Annotated in this window: 14 protein-coding genes and 1 pseudogene; 7 read left to right on the forward strand and 8 right to left on the reverse strand. The window is 68.0% G+C overall.

Annotated elements, in window-relative coordinates; translation table 11 throughout:
• A partial coding sequence (locus tag ACN469_RS23695) for an ATP-binding protein (RefSeq protein WP_498771021.1) occupies positions 1 to 2,253 on the forward strand: 2,253 nt, incomplete at its 5' end.
• Between the two features lie 42 nt (positions 2,254 to 2,295).
• Here the strand turns inward: ACN469_RS23695 and ACN469_RS23700 are convergent.
• The 4 genes from ACN469_RS23700 to ACN469_RS23715 all read right to left on the reverse strand — a co-directional run bounded on the left by ACN469_RS23700 (position 2,296) and on the right by ACN469_RS23715 (position 7,549).
• The gene (locus tag ACN469_RS23700) at positions 2,296 to 2,703 is read right to left on the reverse strand and encodes a hypothetical protein (protein WP_498771022.1); all 408 of its coding nucleotides are present in this window, start codon (positions 2,701 to 2,703) and stop codon (positions 2,296 to 2,298) included.
• Between the two features lie 94 nt (positions 2,704 to 2,797).
• Positions 2,798 to 3,217 carry a hypothetical protein gene (locus ACN469_RS23705; RefSeq protein WP_498771023.1) on the reverse strand — a complete coding sequence of 140 codons (420 nt, stop codon included), beginning with the start codon at positions 3,215 to 3,217 and terminating at the stop codon, positions 2,798 to 2,800.
• A 289-nt stretch (positions 3,218 to 3,506) separates the two neighbouring features.
• Positions 3,507 to 4,400 (reverse strand): RNA polymerase subunit sigma-70, encoded by an 894-nt coding sequence (locus ACN469_RS23710; protein WP_498771024.1) that lies wholly within the window; start codon positions 4,398 to 4,400, stop codon positions 3,507 to 3,509.
• Positions 4,397 to 7,549, reverse strand: a complete 3,153-nt coding sequence (locus ACN469_RS23715) for a protein kinase domain-containing protein (protein ID WP_498771025.1) — start codon at positions 7,547 to 7,549, stop codon at positions 4,397 to 4,399. The genes ACN469_RS23710 and ACN469_RS23715 overlap by 4 nt, the downstream gene beginning before the upstream one ends.
• Before the next feature lie 218 nt (positions 7,550 to 7,767).
• On the opposite strand from ACN469_RS23715, the gene ACN469_RS23720 reads away from it, so the two are divergent.
• Together ACN469_RS23720 and ACN469_RS23725 are read left to right on the forward strand one after the other, a co-directional pair.
• Positions 7,768 to 8,691 carry a hypothetical protein gene (locus tag ACN469_RS23720; protein ID WP_498771026.1) on the forward strand — a complete coding sequence of 308 codons (924 nt, stop codon included), beginning with the start codon at positions 7,768 to 7,770 and terminating at the stop codon, positions 8,689 to 8,691.
• A 450-nt stretch (positions 8,692 to 9,141) separates the two neighbouring features.
• Positions 9,142 to 9,840: a trigger factor gene (locus tag ACN469_RS23725; protein WP_498771027.1), complete on the forward strand. Its 699-nt coding sequence runs from the start codon at positions 9,142 to 9,144 to the stop codon at positions 9,838 to 9,840.
• Here ACN469_RS23725 and ACN469_RS23730 read toward each other — a convergent pair.
• Positions 9,833 to 10,762 carry a hypothetical protein gene (locus ACN469_RS23730; RefSeq protein ID WP_498771028.1) on the reverse strand — a complete coding sequence of 310 codons (930 nt, stop codon included), beginning with the start codon at positions 10,760 to 10,762 and terminating at the stop codon, positions 9,833 to 9,835. The two genes, ACN469_RS23725 and ACN469_RS23730, sit on opposite strands and share 8 nt — an antisense overlap.
• A 102-nt stretch (positions 10,763 to 10,864) precedes the next feature.
• Between ACN469_RS23730 and ACN469_RS23735 the strand changes: the two genes are divergently transcribed.
• Complete coding sequence (locus tag ACN469_RS23735) at positions 10,865 to 11,647, forward strand: hypothetical protein (protein ID WP_498771029.1); 783 nt, start codon at positions 10,865 to 10,867, stop codon at positions 11,645 to 11,647.
• Here the strand turns inward: ACN469_RS23735 and ACN469_RS23740 are convergent.
• Positions 11,587 to 12,501, reverse strand: a complete 915-nt coding sequence (locus tag ACN469_RS23740) for an NmrA family NAD(P)-binding protein (RefSeq protein WP_498771030.1) — start codon at positions 12,499 to 12,501, stop codon at positions 11,587 to 11,589. The genes ACN469_RS23735 and ACN469_RS23740 overlap by 61 nt on opposite strands.
• A gap of 104 nt (positions 12,502 to 12,605) precedes the next feature.
• On the opposite strand from ACN469_RS23740, the gene ACN469_RS23745 reads away from it, so the two are divergent.
• Both ACN469_RS23745 and ACN469_RS23750 read left to right on the forward strand, forming a co-directional pair.
• On the forward strand, positions 12,606 to 13,157 hold the full coding sequence (locus ACN469_RS23745) for a TetR/AcrR family transcriptional regulator (RefSeq protein WP_498771031.1): 552 nt from the start codon (positions 12,606 to 12,608) through the stop codon (positions 13,155 to 13,157).
• 60 nt (positions 13,158 to 13,217) lie between these two features.
• The gene (locus ACN469_RS23750) at positions 13,218 to 13,796 is read left to right on the forward strand and encodes a DapH/DapD/GlmU-related protein (protein WP_498771032.1); all 579 of its coding nucleotides are present in this window, start codon (positions 13,218 to 13,220) and stop codon (positions 13,794 to 13,796) included.
• Between the two features lie 141 nt (positions 13,797 to 13,937).
• On the opposite strand, the gene ACN469_RS23755 is transcribed toward ACN469_RS23750, so the two are convergent.
• On the reverse strand, positions 13,938 to 15,044 hold the full coding sequence (locus ACN469_RS23755; protein ID WP_498771033.1) for a helix-turn-helix transcriptional regulator: 1,107 nt from the start codon (positions 15,042 to 15,044) through the stop codon (positions 13,938 to 13,940).
• Between the two features lie 212 nt (positions 15,045 to 15,256).
• Here ACN469_RS23755 and ACN469_RS23760 point away from each other — a divergent pair, with 212 nt between their 5' ends.
• The gene (locus ACN469_RS23760) at positions 15,257 to 16,957 is read left to right on the forward strand and encodes a discoidin domain-containing protein (RefSeq protein WP_498771034.1); all 1,701 of its coding nucleotides are present in this window, start codon (positions 15,257 to 15,259) and stop codon (positions 16,955 to 16,957) included.
• 69 nt (positions 16,958 to 17,026) lie between these two features.
• Here ACN469_RS23760 and ACN469_RS23765 read toward each other — a convergent pair.
• Positions 17,027 to 17,445 (reverse strand): annotated as a pseudogene (locus tag ACN469_RS23765) (hypothetical protein); the annotation flags it as partial.

Below are 17,445 nucleotides of genomic sequence, written 5' to 3' on the forward strand. Positions count from 1 at the left end.
ACGGGGCAGGGGAGCGAACAGACGGCCGTCGAGCTGATGAAGGCGGGAGCATCCGACTACATCCCGAAGGCGAAGCTGTCCGCCGAGCACCTTGCGCAGAGCCTGCGACAGGCCATGCGGTTGCACATGGCGGAGCAGCAGCACCGGGCGCTCGCCGAGGCGCTGCCGCAGATCGTCTGGACGGCCGGACCGGACGGGGTTCCCGACTACTTCAACCGACGCTGGTACGACTACACCGGCCTGCGCGCCGTGGGGCCACAGGACGACGGCGCGCGCGTGGGCCCGCCACCGCCCGACGTCTTTCATGCGGACGACCTCCCAGGGGGCGCTGCCCGGTGGCGGGAGTGCCTCCAGTCGGGCGCCGCGTTCGAGAGCGAGTGCCGCATCCGGCGTCAGGCGGACGCCACCTTCCGCTGGCACCTCATCCAGGCGCTGCCGCTGCGCAATGCCCACGGTCGCATCATCCAGTGGCTGGGGACGTGCACCGATATCGATGACCAGAAGCGCGCCTCGGAGACCCTGAGCTTCATGGCGGAGGCGAGCGCCCTGTTGACCGCTTCCCTGGAGATGTCCGTCACGCTCGAGCGGCTCTCGACGCTGCTCATCCCCCGGCTGGGAGACTGGTGCGCCGTCTATCTCCAGGAGGACGACGGGCCGATCCGCCAGGTGATGGTCGCCCACACGGATGCCTCGCGAGTGCCGCTGCTGCGCGAGCTGCACCAGGCCTCTCCTCCCTTGGCCATGGCGGACTTCGGCCACGCCCGGGTGTTGCGCACGGGGCAGCCCGAGCTGGTGTCCGAGGCCACCGACGAGAGGGTCCATGAGGCGCTGGGTCCCCTGGAGCGGCTGGGCTCCGGAGCGCAGCTCCGGCCGGGCTCGTGGATGGTCGTCCCCCTGTGGGCACAGCGGCGGGTCTTCGGGGCCCTGCAGCTCTGCTCCGTGCGGCCCGGACGTCGCTACACCGCGCGGGACCTGGAGCTGGTGCAGGAGCTGGCACGTCGGGCGGAGATCGCCATCGACAATGCCCGGCTGTTCGAGATGGCCAAGGCGGAGCACACGATGGCCGAGCAGGCCAATCGCGCGAAGGATGAGTTCCTCGCCGCCGTCTCCCACGAGCTGCGCACCCCGCTGATGGCCATGCTGGGCTGGACGCGGATGCTGCGCTCGGGGCAACTGGCTCCGGAGAAACACGGCCGGGCGCTGGAGGCCGTGGAGCGCAACACGATGGTGCAGACCCAGCTCATCGAGGACCTCCTCGACGTCTCGCGAATCATCACCGGCAAGATGCGCCTGGAGGTCCAGCCGGTGAATCCGCGCGAGCTCATCGAGGCCGCGCTGGATTCGGTGCGCCACGCGGCCGAGGCGAAGGGCGTGGCGCTCCACGCCGAGCTGGATTCGGACACCGGACCCATCAGCGGCGACGCCGACCGTCTCCAGCAGATGGTCTGGAACCTGCTCTCCAATGCCATCAAGTTCACGTCCCGGGGCGGACAGGTCACCGCGAGCCTGCGGCGGGGGGAGGGGGCCGTGGTCATCGAGGTGAGGGACAACGGCCAGGGCATCCCCAAGGCCTTCCTGACGAACATCTTCGAGCGATTCTGGCAGGCCGACGGCAGCGCCACCCGGAAGCATGGTGGGCTGGGTTTGGGATTGGCCATCGTGCGGCACCTCACGGAGCTGCATGGAGGCGTCATCGAGGCCTTCAGCGAGGGAGAGGGCCACGGCGCGCGCTTCAGCCTGAAGCTGCCGCTGGCGGCGGCGACACAGCCCCGGGGAACGGTGCCCGCGCTCCAGGCCACGGCGCGTCTGGGTGCGCCGACCCTGCCCATGGACGTGTTGGAGGGGCTGCGGGTGCTGGTGGTGGACGATGAGCCCGATGCCCGGGAGCTGCTCGCCGTCATGCTGGAGAGCCGCATGGCCCAGGTCGTCACCGCGGCCAGCGCCCGGGAGGGGTTGGAGAAGCTGCGGGACTTCCGTCCCCAGGTCGTCCTCTCGGACATTGGAATGCCTGGAGAGGATGGGTACTCCTTCATCCGCAGGTTGCGCGCGTTGCCTCCGGAGCAGGGCGGGCAGACGCTGGCCATCGCGCTGACGGCCTTCGCGCGGATGGAGGACCGCACCCGTGCGTTGCTCGCGGGATTCCAGATGCACGTGCCCAAGCCCATCGAGCCCGCGGAGCTGGTGGGCGTGCTGGCCGCGCTGACCGGGCGCACGGCCCCGTGGGGCGAGCGCGTGCGAAGCACCCCCGCCTGAGCGGGGGGCCCGCCCCCTGTGTCGACCGCGTCACTTCAAGACTCATTCGAAGCAGAGGGCGACCCGCTCGCCGTAGTCCGAACGCATTGTGATGGAGACCTGTTCGCAGTGCTCGCCGGCACCGCAGGTGCCATTGCTAGCGCACCGTTGATGGCAAAGGCGGTCACCCATCTCGGGCCCGCAAGTGCCGGCATCCATCCCCTCCGGGACGGCGGGGGGACATTCCTGGCTGACGTAGCATCGCTCGGCCGCGTTCGCGCACGCCTCGGAGAAGGAGCACGCCGCGAGCGAGGACCGCGGCACCTCGGGGATACCGGAGTCGGGCACCCCGGGGATGCCGGAGTCGGGCACCCCGGGGATGCCGGAGTCAGGGGTGTCATTGGAGTCGGAGTCGTTGCAGCCGGAGGGAGTCAGGAGCAGGAGGGCGGCGAGCAGGAGGGAGGGGCGCATGAGAACCTCGAGTCTGTGATTCTTCAGAGGGACACTCAGCGGTAGCCACGGCGTGGGAGGTGTCCGGCCTCCCGCGCATGGCTCCTGACTTCGTCTACGGCTGTGAGGTCACCGAGGGCGGGGCGCTCCCCTGCGGTTCGGAGGGGACGGTGTCGCCGCGGGCCGTGTCGGGGGGCCCGCCCGCCGTGTTCGCCCCCGGCCGCTGGTGGAACCAGAAGTCGGCGGACGGGTGCGTGTGCTCCTGCCCGAAGGGGCCATGGGGAGCGTCCCGCGTGTCCTTCATTCCCACCGCGTCGAACGGAGCCCCTGGCGCTCCGCCGCTCTCGGCCGTCAGGATGACTTCTTGCGGTGGCGGGGGCGTCAGGCCCAGCAGCTTCTCCAGCTCCGCCTTCCGGCTCGTGCCCTCGAAAGCCGAGTCGAGCTCGGTCTTCGTCGGCTTGACCTTGTCGATGTCCTTCTGGCTGTAGGGCGGCGTCTTGGACTCCTGGACGGCCGCCGCGTTCGCCTTGTGCATGGCCTCCTCGGCGCTCTTCGCGGCCAGGGCTGCCTTCTCCTCCGTGTCCTGGAGTTTCTGGGCCGCCGCCCTGGATGCCTCGGTGGCCTCCTTGAGCTTCTTCTCCGCGGCGGCGAGGCCCTCCTAACCCATGGCAAATCTCCTCGTGCGGGATGTCCCGCGCTGGTCGATGCGTGTCTGCCCTTGCAATCGAGGAGAAAGAGGGAGGGCGGCGGCCGGCGTCCCAAAGAATCTCGGGAGTCGATGTTGGCGGGCCCCGTGGAGGCGGGGCGCCAATGGCATCAGCGCCTCAGTCCAGCAAGCCCTGGAGGCTGATGTCGAGTCGGCTGCTGACCAGCCCGAGGAGGCTCTCCAGCGCGAGCTGGTCCTGCTTCAACCGGGGCGCGAGCTCCATGCGAACGCGCTCGAGCAGCAGCTCGCGGGCCTGGGCGACCCTCCGCGCGACGCCGGAGCGCGAGCCGCCATACATGAGCGTCAGCCGGTCCATCGTGAACCCATGGAAATGGTGCAGGCGCAGCAGGGCCCGCTCCTGTTCGGGGAGCACCGCCACGGCTTTTCGGAGCGACTCGACGAGGAGCTGGCGTGCGTCTTCGCGCAGCAGCGCATACTCGGGGTCGCTCGGCGCCAGCAGTCGCGCGAGCTCCTCGGGAGGCTCCGCGACGAGCTGATGGCGCTCGTCCCGGCCCACCAGCTCCCCGGCGATGCGCGCGGCGACGATGCCCACCCAGGAGAGCAGGGGCCCTCGACCGCCATAGCTCGCAATCCTCGGTGGCGTGTTCCCGCTGGCCACCAGCAGCCGCTCACGGAGCACCTGCAGCACCTCCTCCACCATGCTCGGCGACAGCCGCCCGAGCCGGGCGGGGATGTGCCGGAGGACGTGTTGCTCGAAGGCCCGGAGGGCCGAGGGCTCTCCAGTGGCGCAGGCGCACGCGAGGTACAGGTCCGCCCCCTGGAGGATGCGCATCACCTCCGAGACCTTGCCCGCGGGCAGTTGCTGGGCCAGATGCCGCATGAAGGCCGCATCCGGCCGCGGCAGCGTGGGCCACTGGGTCCGGGCCGCTTCGACGTGGTGGTGCAGCAGGGCTTCGAGCCCCTCGACTGCCTCCAGCTCCGCGCGCCGCTCCCGGGGCAGCGCTTCCCGCAGGAGCGCCGTCAGGGTGGGTGTCTTCTGTTCCTCGCTCATCGAATCCCCTTGCCGCGCTGCCAGGCGAGCACTTCCTGGAGCCCTGGTTGACCCCGGACGCCCACGGACTCCAGTCGGGTCCGGGCCTCCTTGGCCATCGCGCTCGCACCCGCCCGGTCAGGGGAGGGGCGCAGCTCCATTCGCGCCCGGGCCAGCACGAAGGCGGTGTTGGCCGCGGTCAACGGGTCGCCTTGTTCACCCATTCGGGTGAGGGTCCGCCATGCGCGCTCGAGGAGCGGGATGGCCTTGTCCGTGGCGCCCAGCGCCAGTTGCGCTTCTGCGACACAGGTCAGGGCGTTGGCGCCGTCCTCGGACTCCTGGCTCTGGACCTGCTCGGTGAGCTTCAGCGCGCGCTCACAGTATTCGAGCGCCTCCTTCGGCGCCTTGAGCTCCATGGCCACCTCGGCCAGGGGCAGCAGCACCGACAGCGTGCCCGCCCCTCGCGAGCCCTGCGATTGCTCCATCCGCCGCAGCGCCTCCAGCAGGTCGCGCCGCGCCTCGGGATGGTGGCCAGAGAACATGTGCGCATACCCTCGCATCATCAGGGGCCTGGAGGCGCGCGGGGTGTCCGGGCCCAGGGAGCGCTGGATGCGCTCCAGGGCCTCGGTGGTGAGGGCAATCGTCTTGTCGTTCTGGCCCTGGTCTCCGTACAGCATGGCTTGCTGCAGGATGACGTCGACGACAAGGAAGTGGTCGGGTCCACGGATGCGCTCGAAGAGGGTGCGCGCCCGCTCGAGCATCGGCCCTGCCTCCTCCATCCGGCCCGCGACGCGCGCGGCGGTGCCAAGGTTCAGGAGCACCGTCGCGAGCACGGGGGTCTCCGGGACGGGGGCCGCCTCCTGGAGCGTCAGGGCCTTGCGCCACACGTCGGTGGCCGCGGCGGTCCGGCCCAGCCGATGGTAGGCCGAGCCGATCCTGTCGTAGGAGACGGCGAGGGCGGGGTTGTCCGGGCCCAGCAGGCGCTTGCGCATCTCGAGGGCCTGGAGGTGGAGCTCCAGCATCTCCGTGTCGCGGCGCTGGACCATGCGGATTTTTCCCAGCTGGTGGAGGAGGCTCGCCGCGCGGAGGCTGTCCTGGCCAGTCCTCCTGCGCGAGAACTCCAGGCCCTGGAGCGCCTCCTGCTCTGCTTCCTCGTGCTTGCCTTGCTGAAGCCGGAGCGAAGACAGATAGAGGTGCAGGTCCGTCGTGATGTCCGGGAAGCGCTCGCGGCCCAGGCGTTCGACGGCGGCCTGGGCATGGCGGACGAGCTTCTCCGCGTCGGCGGGACGGGACAACGCCTCGCCCACCACCCAGATGAGCTCCAGCCATGCGCGCGCCACGGTCTCGTCATCACGCCCGGCCTCGGCGGCCCAGAGGGCCTGGTAGAGGAGCTCCTCCGCCTCCTTGGGTTTGTCGTTCTCCAGGTGGTTGGTTCCGTGGGCAAGCAGCACCTCCGCCGTCAGCGGCTTGTAGTCGAGCCCCTTGATGTCATCGAGGAGGGCCGTCGTCGCCGCGAGGCCGTCGGTGAGCCGGCGCGCGACCATGTGGGCCCGGGCCTGGGCCAGCGCGTGCCGTGCCGCGTCCACCCGGGGGCGGAGGTCATCCGTCGGCTGGGGGCGACTGGTGAGCCCGGGTGAGTCCCTGCACCCGGTGAGCCCCTCGAGGGAGGCCATCAGTTGGGGCGCGTTCTCCACGGTGAGGGCGTCCGCCTTCTCCAGCACCTCCGTGGTGGCGGCGAGCTGCCACAGTCGCGTGTCGAGGCACGCCGCCGTCTGCCAGGGGGCCTTGTCCGAGGCGTCCCGGCCCGCGGCCAGGCAGGCCTCGGTCCGCAGCGTGCGCCACTGGTCGGCGTAGGCGTCCAACGCCGTCGAGAGCCGCTCCCAGGTCGGCGCGGCGTAGGGCGTGCCCGTGGCGATGAACGCCGCATGCACGCGCTCGCGCCGCGCGGGGCTCCAGGCCGCCGCCAGCTTCTCCACCTCCTGCTCGCAGCGCGCCTCGCGCCGCTGTGTCACCCCGACGGCCACGAGGGCCCCCAGCAGCCCCGTCGCCGTCGCCGTCGCCACCACCCACGTCCGTGTCCGGCGGGGCGGTGGAGTGAGGGCCGCGAGCAGGGGCTCCATGGAGGCAAAGCGCTCCGCGGGCTCGGCTCGCAGGCCGCGAAGCACCGCGCGTCGGACCCAGACGGGGACCGGCACGTCGCGCGCGGGTGGACGCACCCGGCCTTGTTGGATGGCCTGGGCCAGCTCCCGCAGCGTCTCTCCCTGGAAGGGATGCACTCCGTAGAGCGCCTCGTAGAGCGCCACGCAGAAGCTGAACTCGTCCGAGCGCGCGTCGGCGCGCTGGCCCCGCAGCAGCTCCGGGGCGAGGTAGGCGGGGGTGCCCAGCAGGAAGCCCGTCCGGGTGAGCCGTCCCGTGGGATGGAGGAGGGCCTCGGGGCTCGGGGACGAAGCGGGGACCTCCTCTTGCTGGTGGAGGAGGCGGGCGATGCCGAAGTCCGTCACGTACACCTGGCCATCCCGCCCCAACAAGATGTTGGCGGGCTTGACGTCCCGGTGCACCAGTCCCGCCGCGTGCGCGGCCGCCAGTCCCCGCCCTGCCTCCAGGAAGACCCGCAGCACCTCTTTCCAGGGACGCTGCTCCTTCATCCACTCCGCCAGCGTGATTCCCTCCACCAGCTTCATGGCCAGGAAGATGCCGTCCCCGTGCGGGCCCACGTCAAAGAGGGTGACGACGTTGGCGTGGGAGAGCCGGGCCAGTGCTTGCGCCTCGCGCTGCAGCCGCTGCTGCAATTCCTCGTGGTGGCTTCCCTCGGGGCGCAACACCTTGAGGGCCACCCGGCGGCCCAGCTCCGGGTCCTCCGCCGCGTACACCACGCCCATGGCTCCGGAGCCCAGGCGCTCTTGCACGACGTAGCGGGAGACCCGGGTTCCGGGCTCCAGGGATTGGAAGGGCGCCTCCATCGGGCGCGCGCCTTCGCCCGCGGCGAGGGCCCATCGACAGTCAGCACAGCCCTCCACGTGTGCCAGGACATGGGTCCTGTGCTCTTCGGAGAGCAGCCCCGCGAGAAAGTCAGTCAGCGTCGCTTCCTGGGGACATGACTGCCTGGGGGCGGACTCCGCAGCGCGGTCCGGTTCGCCAGACCTGGCGGATGTGGGTGTTCGCTCGCCCATGAGGCCCTCAAGAAATCTTGGGACGCAGGTTAGTCCATTCCCTCATTCATCACGACCTCGCTACCAGGTTGAAAGGGTTTCTCATGCCTCCCGTCAGTCGCCCCCTCCCCAAGTTGCCTCCCCCTCCACCCAAGGAGTCGCCCGACGCGCGGAAGGCACCGGTCTCCGGCCCGAAAGCACCTCCCAGTGCCAAGGGACTGAAACCCCCGGCGACAGGGATGAATCCGAGGGACTCGTTCGGGCGAGGGCCTGCCTCGGCCCCGGAGAAGAATCCGGCCCGAAAGGACGACGGTGAAGACAAGGGGGCGCTGAGCACGCTGAAGAGTCTGGGAGAGGGTGGCAAGACGGCCACGGATCTCGTCCTCGGCACGCAAACCCGGAATGAGTCGAACCCCCAGCGGAGACGCCTGCCTGACGGCAAGGTCGAGGCGAAGAACACGCTGCTCTCTCGCGGGGCGAACAAGGCGGGACTGGCGGCCACCGTCGCGCAGCTGCCTCAGGGCGGCAAGGAGCTGATTGAGGCCGTCAAGGAAGGGGATGCACGCAAGACCACGGAGAAGGCCGCGGGGTTGACGTCGGGCACCCTCAACGCCGCGAAGGGTGGCCTCGAGACCGCCGCGCAAGTCAGTACGTTCCGGAGTCTGCGCAGTGCGGCGAAGGAGAAGCTCCTGTCCACGGCGAGGGGGGACGGCGTCGAGGTCGGAAGACGGGAGGCCCAACGAATCGCCGGGAAGGCGGCTCAAGCAAACCTGGACCCGCTGAATCAGGGACGGCGGAGTCTGACGCTCTCCGCGGCGGAAGCGGCCGCGAAGAACCTGCCGGTGCGGCCCGCGTTGAAGGATGCCGCAACGCGAGCCTTCGAGGGCGCGAGCACCGCCGCTCGCAGGGCCTTGCCCACGGCCGCCGCGAAGGCCGCCGGCCGCTTCGTGCCCGGGCTCAACTGGGCGATTGCCGCGGCGGACTCAGCGGCGGCGCTGGCGACCTTGAAGAGCCCCACGGCGGACCCGGTCAAGAAGCTGACTGCTGGCATCACTGCCTTGGGTTCTATCGCCGCCGCGACGAACATTCCCGTGGTCAGCCAGCTCGGCGCGGGTGTCTCGGCGGTCTCCAGTCTCGTCGGGTCCATTTTCGGCGAGGACTGAAGTCCCGCGTCGCACAGTCAATTCAAGCGTGCTTGCCCTGTCCATTCGAGGAGTGCCCACTGTATGGGAATCAGCTCGGATTCTTCCTTTCAAGAGTTGCAAGGGCAGATGCTCTTGATGCGCGTACCAAGAGCCCTCGCATTGGATGGGATCGATGTGTCACTTCCGTCCTTGAAGACACCTTCGCTGGAAGGGCTCATCCTCTCCTGCCCCACCCAGGCCTCTGTCACTGGGCGGAACATCCACGCGCGCTTCCTGGAGCTGCGACGTGAAAGCGCTCAGCGGCGCGAGCTGTCACATGGGGAGGAGATCTCCCAGGGCGATGAGGTCCTCCTCGACGTCATGGGCATGGCCCAGGGACGCCTGATTCCATTCTCGGTGCGGAGTGATTGGTGGACCCTGGTGGCGCCAGAGCCCCTGCTCCCTGGACTCTTCGAGGCGCTCGAGGGAATGACGGTGGGCGCCGTGCGGGAAGTGTCATTGACGCTCCCTCCAGACTACCCCGTCGAGAGACTGCGGGAGGTCCCGGCTCGGTTCATCATCGAGGTGAAAGCGGCGCACGAGTTGCTCGCGCCCGATGAGGAGTCCGCCGAGGGTGTGGCCCTCTTGGGGCGTGGTGCCACGATGGATGACGTCATGCGGCGCATTGGAGAAGAACTCCAGGACGAAGGTGAGGCCGAGGTCGTTCGAGAGGTGCGCGAGCGCGTGCTGGATATCCTGGTCGAGCGCAGTGAGGTGGTGGTGCCCGCCGAACTGGTGGACGAGGAGATTCGCCGCCAATGGATGGAGGTCGAGCGTCCCGTGCTGCTGCGCGGAGGGCTCTCTTCGGAGGAGCTTCAGAACGCACTGGCAGGCTGGCTGGAGGAGCCACTCACACGAGGCGATGCAACGCGACGGTTGCAGGTCGCGCTCGTCCTGGGCGCCGTGGCCGAGCACGAGCGAATCCAGCCCCGGGAGCAGGACATGGAGATGCTATGTGAGAGCCTCTCCGGCACGAGCCAGTTGACCCGGGCAGCGCTGAAGAGGGCGTTGACGGTGACGCCTGCCTTGGCTCACCGAGTCCACAACCTTCTTCTGCACTTCGCGACAATGGACCATGTCATGTCCAAGGTGACCCTTGAAGGCAGTGTTGACGCAGCGCCTAGGTAATTGGATGCGCAAAGAAGTATCGGGCTCCAGGCGTGAAGTCGCTCGCGGTCGGTGATGCCAGGAACCTTTCCAGCAGGTCGACGGCCTCGTGCCGGACGAAGCCGCCAGCCCTGAAGAAGGCCGAGCAATCAAGCCCCGTTGTCGCCTCGAACTTCTCGCGCAATACAACGGTCAGGGGCGCCTGGGTGACATCGAACGCGGGTGACAACAACATGCGCAGGAAGTGCCTAGAAAGCTCTGTCGCCCCAGCGCGTTCGCCGGCCCAGATGGCATCGTCTTCGCTTTCGCACAGCGCCAAGACCTCCTCATGTTTCTTGATGACCAGGCGATTGAAGTCAGTGCTGGCATTCCTGTCGCGCAATTTCAGGGCAAGTGCCGCCAGGCGGTCATCGGTCAGCGAGGGCTCTGTCGTGAAGTCGAAAATTCCTGCCTTTGCTCCGATGGGCCCCAGGTCATCAAGCGCCGCGATGGGGTCGAGCAGGTCGGCGATCGCAAGTCCAATAGACTGGTGTGCGTCTACCCCACTGCAGCGATTCCAGGCCTCGAGCATGTGAGGCACCAGCCAGATGCTTCCGGCATTGCGTGCCGCCTGGCATGCATAGACGCGCAATCCGTCCGGGCCATCGTGCATGACTTGAGTCAATCGCATCAGCTCCGCTCTACTCCCCATGCCACCCGTGAGCAGGAGCGCCACCGGCGCGATGTTGACCTCCTTGCTGACCTCGAAGAACCTGCTCAATGAACCGACCTCGGAAAAATCTCCGGCCTTGGCGAGTTCGACAACGCGAGCCAGGAACTTCCAAGGCTCATCGGGCCACTGTCGCGAGAGCAACTGCGCGCGCTCGTTGTCCGACAGCGTGTAGTGGAGGCCCCGAGAGGACCCGTTGAAGCCCCCTTCGGTGATGAATGTCGGATGATTCATGGTGGGCAAGCTCTGGAGCAGGCGCGCAGTGCCGATTCGGCATGAAAATACTGGGAGGGCTTCATCGGGTTGTCCAGGGGTTCATGCGGGGCGCATGGGCGCTTGCGCCTGCCCGAGCGCTTCGTCGAGCTCCCCAAGGCACGGCAGGTGTTGGCGCAGGTCGCCGCGGTGCTCAAGCCCAAGCAGTTTCAGGTCGTCGTGGACATCGCAGGCCACTACTTCGTGGCCACGCTGGAGCGGAAGAAGGGCGTCACCCTGGCGCCGCTCTACCCCTGGGTGGAGGACGGCGAGGCACGGAAGCTCATGCGCTCGGCGGTGGGCAGCTCGCTGTACCAGGTGTTGTTCAAGTGCTGGCCGGAGGAGACTCGGCCGCTGCTCTTCTCCGGGCTGGAAGCGGAGCAGGACGACGCGGCGCGAGGACAGCTCTATGTCTGCCTGTCGAAGGTGGAGGACCCGGCCGCGTACCACGCCCTGGCGCGGGGCATGACGGTGGAGCCGCCCGGGGTGCTCGAGAGTCTGTCCCAGGTCATCTGGCGGCAGCAGACCACGATAGAGCTGCTGGTTCGCGAGTACCTCGTCCCCGCATGGCCCGAGGACCGCGCGCTGGCGCATCACCTGGTGAAGGTGCTGCGCGACGAATACGTGGAGCTCCCGCCCGCCTGGGCCGCCGAGGCACCCGAGGAGCTGCTGAAGGTGCCCTCGCGAAGGCCTGGCGTGGGCTGCGCCACATCACCTTCCCCCGCTCCAGGCGTCCCGTCAGGTCACCCCCGGCAACCCGGTGCCCGCCGCGAAGCAGCGACCCGGGCTCGAGCAGGTACAGGCGGTCAGGTCAGCCCGCGACGCTGGCTTGCCCACGTCTCGAAGCTCATGGGCGACAGGCCGTAGGCGCGCGCGAGCTCGGGCCGTGCCAGCACCGGCGCGACGTTCATGTACGCCACGCCGTGCGCCACGCCGGGATGCAGCCCCGCCGCGATGGCCTCATCGACGGTGCCCGACTGGACGGTGTACTCCTTGCCGTCGAGGCGGGAGAGAATCTCGGCGATCTGCGGCAGCGTGAGCACGTCCCCCGCGAGCTGCAGCGTCACGCCGTGGAACTTCGAGGGATGTTGGATTGCCGCCGCGGCGGCCTTGCCGATGTCCTCTGGGGCAATCAACGTGATGGGGCGATCCGCCTGGATGACCGTGACCAGGCGGCGTTGGTCGACGAAGCCGGCGGGGTCCAACATGATGTGGTCCATGAAGGTGGAGGGCAGGATGAGGGTCCAGTGCCGGAAGCCCGCGCCGCGGACGAGGTCACAGGTGGCGAGCTTGTTCTCCCAGTAGGTCTCGTGGGACTTCCAGCGTCCCTCCGCCCAGCCCTCGACGTCGCGGTGATTTCCGACGCCAGACGTCGCGGTGTGTACGAACGTCTCGACGCCCTCGGCGAGCGCGGCCTCGACGAGGTTCCTCCCTTGCTGGAGCTCCTTGCTGTAGTCGATCCCCGTCGCCGAGAGGATGGGGGACTGCATCGAGAAGACCGCCCGCGCTCCGGCGCAACCAGCGCGCAACGACGCGGGATTGTCGAGGTCCCCGACGACCAGCTCGGCGCCCGCCGCCGCGAGGGCCCGGGCGTTCGGCGCCTCCGGATTGCGCACCAGCGCGCGCACCGAGGAGTGGCCTTCGGACAGCAGGGCCCGGACGGTGGCGCCACCCTGGCGCCCCGTGGCGGCGGTGATGAAGACGGTCTGCTGGCTGCTCATGGGCAATTCCTGTTGTAAGTGGGGGACCCCACCGTTTAAACTCATGGTCAAATACGGAGGGGCCCCCCGTTTGTCAAGGAAGGGAGCCCGAGGAGCGGAGTGTCGTGGAGCACGTGAAGCCGTTGCGCGCGGATGGGCGACGCAACCGGGAGAGGATTGTCGTGGCCGCCGCGGAGCTGGTCGCTCGGGATGGCGCGCAGGCGTCGTTGGAGGAGATTGCCCGGAAGGCGGGGGTGGGCTCGGCGACCCTGCATCGGCACTTCCCGTCGCGGCAGGCGCTGTTGGAGGTGGTCTTCCGGGAGGGGGTCGAGCAGCTCTGCGCGCGGGGGACGGAGCAGCCGGGCGAGAAGCCCGCCGCCGAGCTGGCGGCCTGGCTCGAGGATTTGACGGTCCATACCGCGACCCATCGTGGGCTCGCCGCCGCGCTGCTGACGGGCCCGGAGGGCCTCTCCGCCGAAGACATCTGCTGCACGGACATGGTGCGCGACGTGTTGAACGGCCTGGTGGAGAAGGCGTCATCGGCGGGCGTGATTCACGCCAGCGCCACCACGGAGGACCTGATGCGGCTGGCGAACGCGATTGCCGTCGCCAACGAAGACGACCCGCACACCGCGCGCCGGGTGCTGCGCCTCGCGCTCACCGGCATCCAGCTGTGAAAGAGGGCCGTGGGCAGGCTCCGCTGGACGTGGGTGTGGGGAGAGAGCGAGGCTCGTGGAATGCCCAGTGAGCGTCTCATGCGCATCCACGGCCCTGAGTCCCAGGAGAACGGGGCGAGGGTGTTCAGCCCTGAGTTCGCGGCGATGAGCAAGCGGGTGCTGCGGGTCACCGAGCTGACGTCGCGCCTCAACCTCCTGCCTTTCGAGGACGAGGTGGGCAAGGCGGCGCTGCTCGAGCAGATCCTGGGGCGGCCGCTTCCGAAGCGGGTCACCGTCTATCCGCCCTTCTACACGGACCACGGCCTGCATCTGGACCTGGCCGAGCGGGTGTTCATCAATCAGGGCTGCACGTTCCTCGACTACGCCGGTATCCGGCTGGGCGAAGGGGTGATGGTCGGCCCGAAGGTCACGTTCATCACTGTCAGCCATCCAGTCGACCCGGGCGAGCGGCGGCTGTACCTCACGGGCGCGCCCATCGACGTGGCGGAGAATGTGTGGATTGGCGCGGGCGCGATGATCATGCCCGGGGTCCGTATCGGGCGCGACGCCGTGGTCGCGGCCGGGGCGGTCGTCGTCGACGACGTGCCCGCGGCGAGCCTGGTGACCGGCCCCAAGGCGACCGTACGCCGACGATGGTGATGGAGCCGCGCCCGCCTCGGTGGACAGGTTGACTCCGCTGCCTGCCTGGGTGATTCAGCCGTTCGCTCGTAATTCGCCAGACAGGGGCCCGCGACCTCTTGACGCTTTCGCATGGATGACCCACCAGGGCAGCCCCGCGACTCACCCCGGCGCCTCGGTGCTCCGCTCTTGCGCGAGGAGGATCAGCTTGGACCGGCTGGGCACGGCCAGCTTGACGAAGACGCGCTTCAGGTGCGTCTTCAGCGTGTTCAGTGAGCTGCCCATATCTTCCGCGATGGTCTGGTTGTCCCAACCATTCAAGACACGCTCCGCCACGTCCAGCTCGCGAGGGGTGAGCCGCTTGCGCCACTCGGTGGGAACCTGGACCGCGTGAAACACCTCCTGGAACAACAGCGCCCATGGCGTTCTCCCGGGATGGGCTGGCAACCGGAGGAAGGTCACCTTCAAGCTTCGCCCCGGCCGCCGGAACGTCAGGACGTCTTGCCCGGAGAGCAGCCGGTGTCCGGCGCGACTGAGCCACTCCAGCGCCTCCAGGAGGACCTGGGGCAGTCCGAAACGTCCACAGGGCGCATCGGGGAACCAGCGATGGAGCAGTGCCGTGGAGCGGGGGGTGCGCATCAGCTCGGTGTTGGGAGGGCTCAGCACGATGCTCTCAAGCCCCGTATGACGGAAGAGCTGGTCCAGGAGGTCTCCCTGACGGACCATGTCTCCGAGCATGAGGCAGTTGCGAACCGTCCTCGCCAGGATGGGCGTAAGGCGCTGAAGAAAGGCTCGCTCCTGCTCCGAGAAGGCCTTCCGGCCCTCCCGGTACAGGGTGAAGCCGCTGTGCCAGCCAAGGCCCATGTCCAGCAACACGGACATCACGCGCTCCACGCGCATGTCCATCTCCAGGCAGTGCGAGTACATGGCGCTGTTCCACAGCTCCTGGCGCGACAGCATCTCCGAGTCTCGCAGCACGGTGTTGGGCTGCTGAATCACCGCGAAGCTCACGAAGCACTCGTCTGAAATCTCCGGGTAGCGGTCAAAGAAGACCTGGGGCATGTCTTGGACCATCGGCCAGTCGTATTGGCCGAGCGCACCTGGCTTGGACACGCAAAGCCCTCCGAAGTCCGCGGCGAGCACACGTGACAGAATCCCGTAGGACTCCAAGAAGACTTCCTTCAGGTCGAGCGAGCTGGTCAGCGCTGTCATCAGCTCCAAGAGCACCTGCTCTCCCTGCATGGAATCCAGCGGGCCCTTCACGCGCATGACCTTCCTCCACGTCTGGATTCAAGCGTAGGCACGACGTCCGGGCTGGTCATACCATGCACGGCAACGACAGTCTCTCCCCCACGGACGGCATCACCCCTATGGGTGATGCCCTCTCCCAACGGGTTCCCGTACGTTCCTCCGGTCTGGGAATCAACCTGCGCTCGTCCAGAGGAGCGCATCATGCTTGTCCAAGGCGTTGGGTGGAGCTCATGCGAATGAAGAAGATGGAGTCGAAGCGAAGCGTCTGGGGTTCGAATGCCTTGCGGTTCATGACCCTCCTGGTGTCGGTGGGCTGCGGCGCCGGAGCGGCTCCAGAGGCCTTGGACGAAGGGCCTGTCGGCGCCCACCGGCTCAGCTTCGAGGAGTTCGAGCGGAGCACGTATCGCGAGCCGGAGACCGGCATCTACATCGTCGACGGCGACATGCCGATGTCGGACGTCGAAGAGCTGCGGGAGTACTACGACGGTCTCTCAACGCCCGGCGCGCTCATCGTCCACACCGTGGGCGGTGTGAACGCGACATGGAACAGCACCCAGAAGCTCAACCTCCGGTACTGCGTGAGCAGGAACTTCGGTTCCCGGTACGCCCTGGCCGTCGAGGCCATGGCGCGCGCGGCGAATGCCTGGGAGAGCGCGGCCAACGTCAACTTCATCCACGTCCCGGCCGAGGACGCTGCCTGCGGCGCGAGCAATCCCAACGTGGTCTTTGATGTCAGCCCTGTCTCGGGCCAGGGCTATCTGGCGCGAGCCTTCTTCCCCGACGATGTCCGCGCGAACCGCAACGTCCTCATCGACTCCAGCGCCTTCGGGAGCATCCCGCCCTATACGTTGGCGGGTATCCTGCGCCATGAACTGGGACACACGTTGGGCTTGCGGCATGAGCACACGCGCCCTGACAGTGGCCTTTGCTACGAGGACAGCAACTGGCGAACGCTCACGCCCTATGACTCGGACTCGGTGATGCACTATCCGCAGTGCGCGGGCACCAACACGGTCGATCTGCACCTCACGCAGCGCGACCGGATTGGCGTCCGGGCGCTCTATGGGCCCGGGAATGGAAACCTGGCCCTGATGGGTAACAGCTCGGCGTCATCCACCTATTGCGGCAGCACTGGCGAGCATTGCTATTCGCCCAACCGCGTCAACGACGCCTCTCCAGACAGCACGCTCAATGGCTTCCATAGCTGGACCAACGCAGATGGCGCGCCCCTCCCTCAGTGGGTTCAGGTGGATCTCGGCAAGCCTTACGTCATCAACCGGGCCGTCGTCGTCGGCAGCAGTGGCGGTGTCCCACAGTCCTATCTGCTCGAGGCCTGGAACGGCTCCGCCTGGGTGGCGGTGGCCAACGTCACGGGCAATACGCAGGTGCAGAACACCCACTCCTTCTCGCCTGTCGTCACCAGCCGCGTGCGGCTGTTGGGCCGGTTGGGTTCCGCCGTACAGCCGGGATATGTCCGTGTGAATGAGATCGAGCTCTACAACACCCACGAGAATCTGGCGCTCGCCGCGAACACCTCGGCGTCTTCGTCGTATTGCGCGAGCGGCTGCTATGCCCCGTCCCGAGTCAACGACGGCAATCCCAGTACGGTGATTGGCGGCGACACGAGCTGGACGAATGCCTGGGGCGCCGCGCTCCCGCAGTGGGTGGAGCTGGACTTTGGTGGCCTGCGCACCTTCCGGCGCGTCGAGCTCTACATGAGCGACAATGGTGCCCCCCAGGAATTCAGCATCCAGGTCTGGAGCGGGAGCTCCTGGGTGACCCTCCATGTCGTCAGCAACAACACGCTGGCGCGGACCACCCATACCTCCATGGCCATCACCGCCTCGAAGCTGCGGATTCTCGGCCACCTTGGGTCCGTCGCGCAGCCGGGCTACGTGCGTATCAACGAGGTGGAGGTCTACGAGAACTGAGCGGTGGGGGTCCCCTCGCCCCTGTCGAGGTGTGGGAGGAACGACCCCAGCGCCTCCCACCCGATGCTGTCAGCGAGTGCGGACCGTGCAGGAGGTCTTGATGTAGTCCACCTCATCGTAATAGGCGCATGAGAAGTACACATTCAGCCGGGCGGTGGGGGTGCAGTCCTGCCGCCCGGTCTGGATGGTGAGGTCTGTTTCCAGGTCCACGCATTCGCAGCCCTGGCAGCTCTCTTTCTTGTTCAGGCACAAATGGCTCGTCGTCGCGGTGACGATGGTCGCGCAGTATTGAGTGGCGCGCTTGCAGCTCGTGTCGCCACACTCGAGGGTCTCTGGGAACGAGTCGGTGTCCCCATCCCCGTTCCCATCGTCTGCGTTCGAGTCACCACAGCCCACCAGCAGCATGGAGAGAAGCACCAGGTACCGCGTCGTCGCCTTCATGTCGTCCTCCCGAGGAGTCATGGGGGGCATGAACGCCCCCTCCTGAG

Source organism: Corallococcus terminator, assembly GCF_049194865.1.
GTDB classification, from domain to species: domain Bacteria; phylum Myxococcota; class Myxococcia; order Myxococcales; family Myxococcaceae; genus Myxococcus; species Myxococcus terminator_A.

Excerpts from the sequence above, each read along its gene's own strand:
- ACN469_RS23700 (WP_498771022.1), bottom strand. The coding sequence starts at position 2,703 with ATGCGCCCCTCCCTCCTGCTCGCCGCCCTCCTGCTCCTGACTCCCTCC.
- ACN469_RS23705 (WP_498771023.1), bottom strand. The coding sequence starts at position 3,217 with ATGCACAAGGCGAACGCGGCGGCCGTCCAGGAGTCCAAGACGCCGCCC.
- ACN469_RS23710 (WP_498771024.1), bottom strand. The coding sequence starts at position 4,400 with ATGAGCGAGGAACAGAAGACACCCACCCTGACGGCGCTCCTGCGGGAA.
- ACN469_RS23715 (WP_498771025.1), bottom strand. The coding sequence starts at position 7,549 with ATGGGCGAGCGAACACCCACATCCGCCAGGTCTGGCGAACCGGACCGC.
- ACN469_RS23720 (WP_498771026.1), top strand. The coding sequence starts at position 7,768 with ATGAATCCGAGGGACTCGTTCGGGCGAGGGCCTGCCTCGGCCCCGGAG.
- ACN469_RS23725 (WP_498771027.1), top strand. The coding sequence starts at position 9,142 with ATGACGGTGGGCGCCGTGCGGGAAGTGTCATTGACGCTCCCTCCAGAC.
- ACN469_RS23730 (WP_498771028.1), bottom strand. The coding sequence starts at position 10,762 with ATGAATCATCCGACATTCATCACCGAAGGGGGCTTCAACGGGTCCTCT.
- ACN469_RS23740 (WP_498771030.1), bottom strand. The coding sequence starts at position 12,501 with ATGAGCAGCCAGCAGACCGTCTTCATCACCGCCGCCACGGGGCGCCAG.
- ACN469_RS23750 (WP_498771032.1), top strand. The coding sequence starts at position 13,218 with ATGCCCAGTGAGCGTCTCATGCGCATCCACGGCCCTGAGTCCCAGGAG.
- ACN469_RS23755 (WP_498771033.1), bottom strand. The coding sequence starts at position 15,044 with ATGCGCGTGAAGGGCCCGCTGGATTCCATGCAGGGAGAGCAGGTGCTC.
- ACN469_RS23760 (WP_498771034.1), top strand. The coding sequence starts at position 15,257 with ATGCGAATGAAGAAGATGGAGTCGAAGCGAAGCGTCTGGGGTTCGAAT.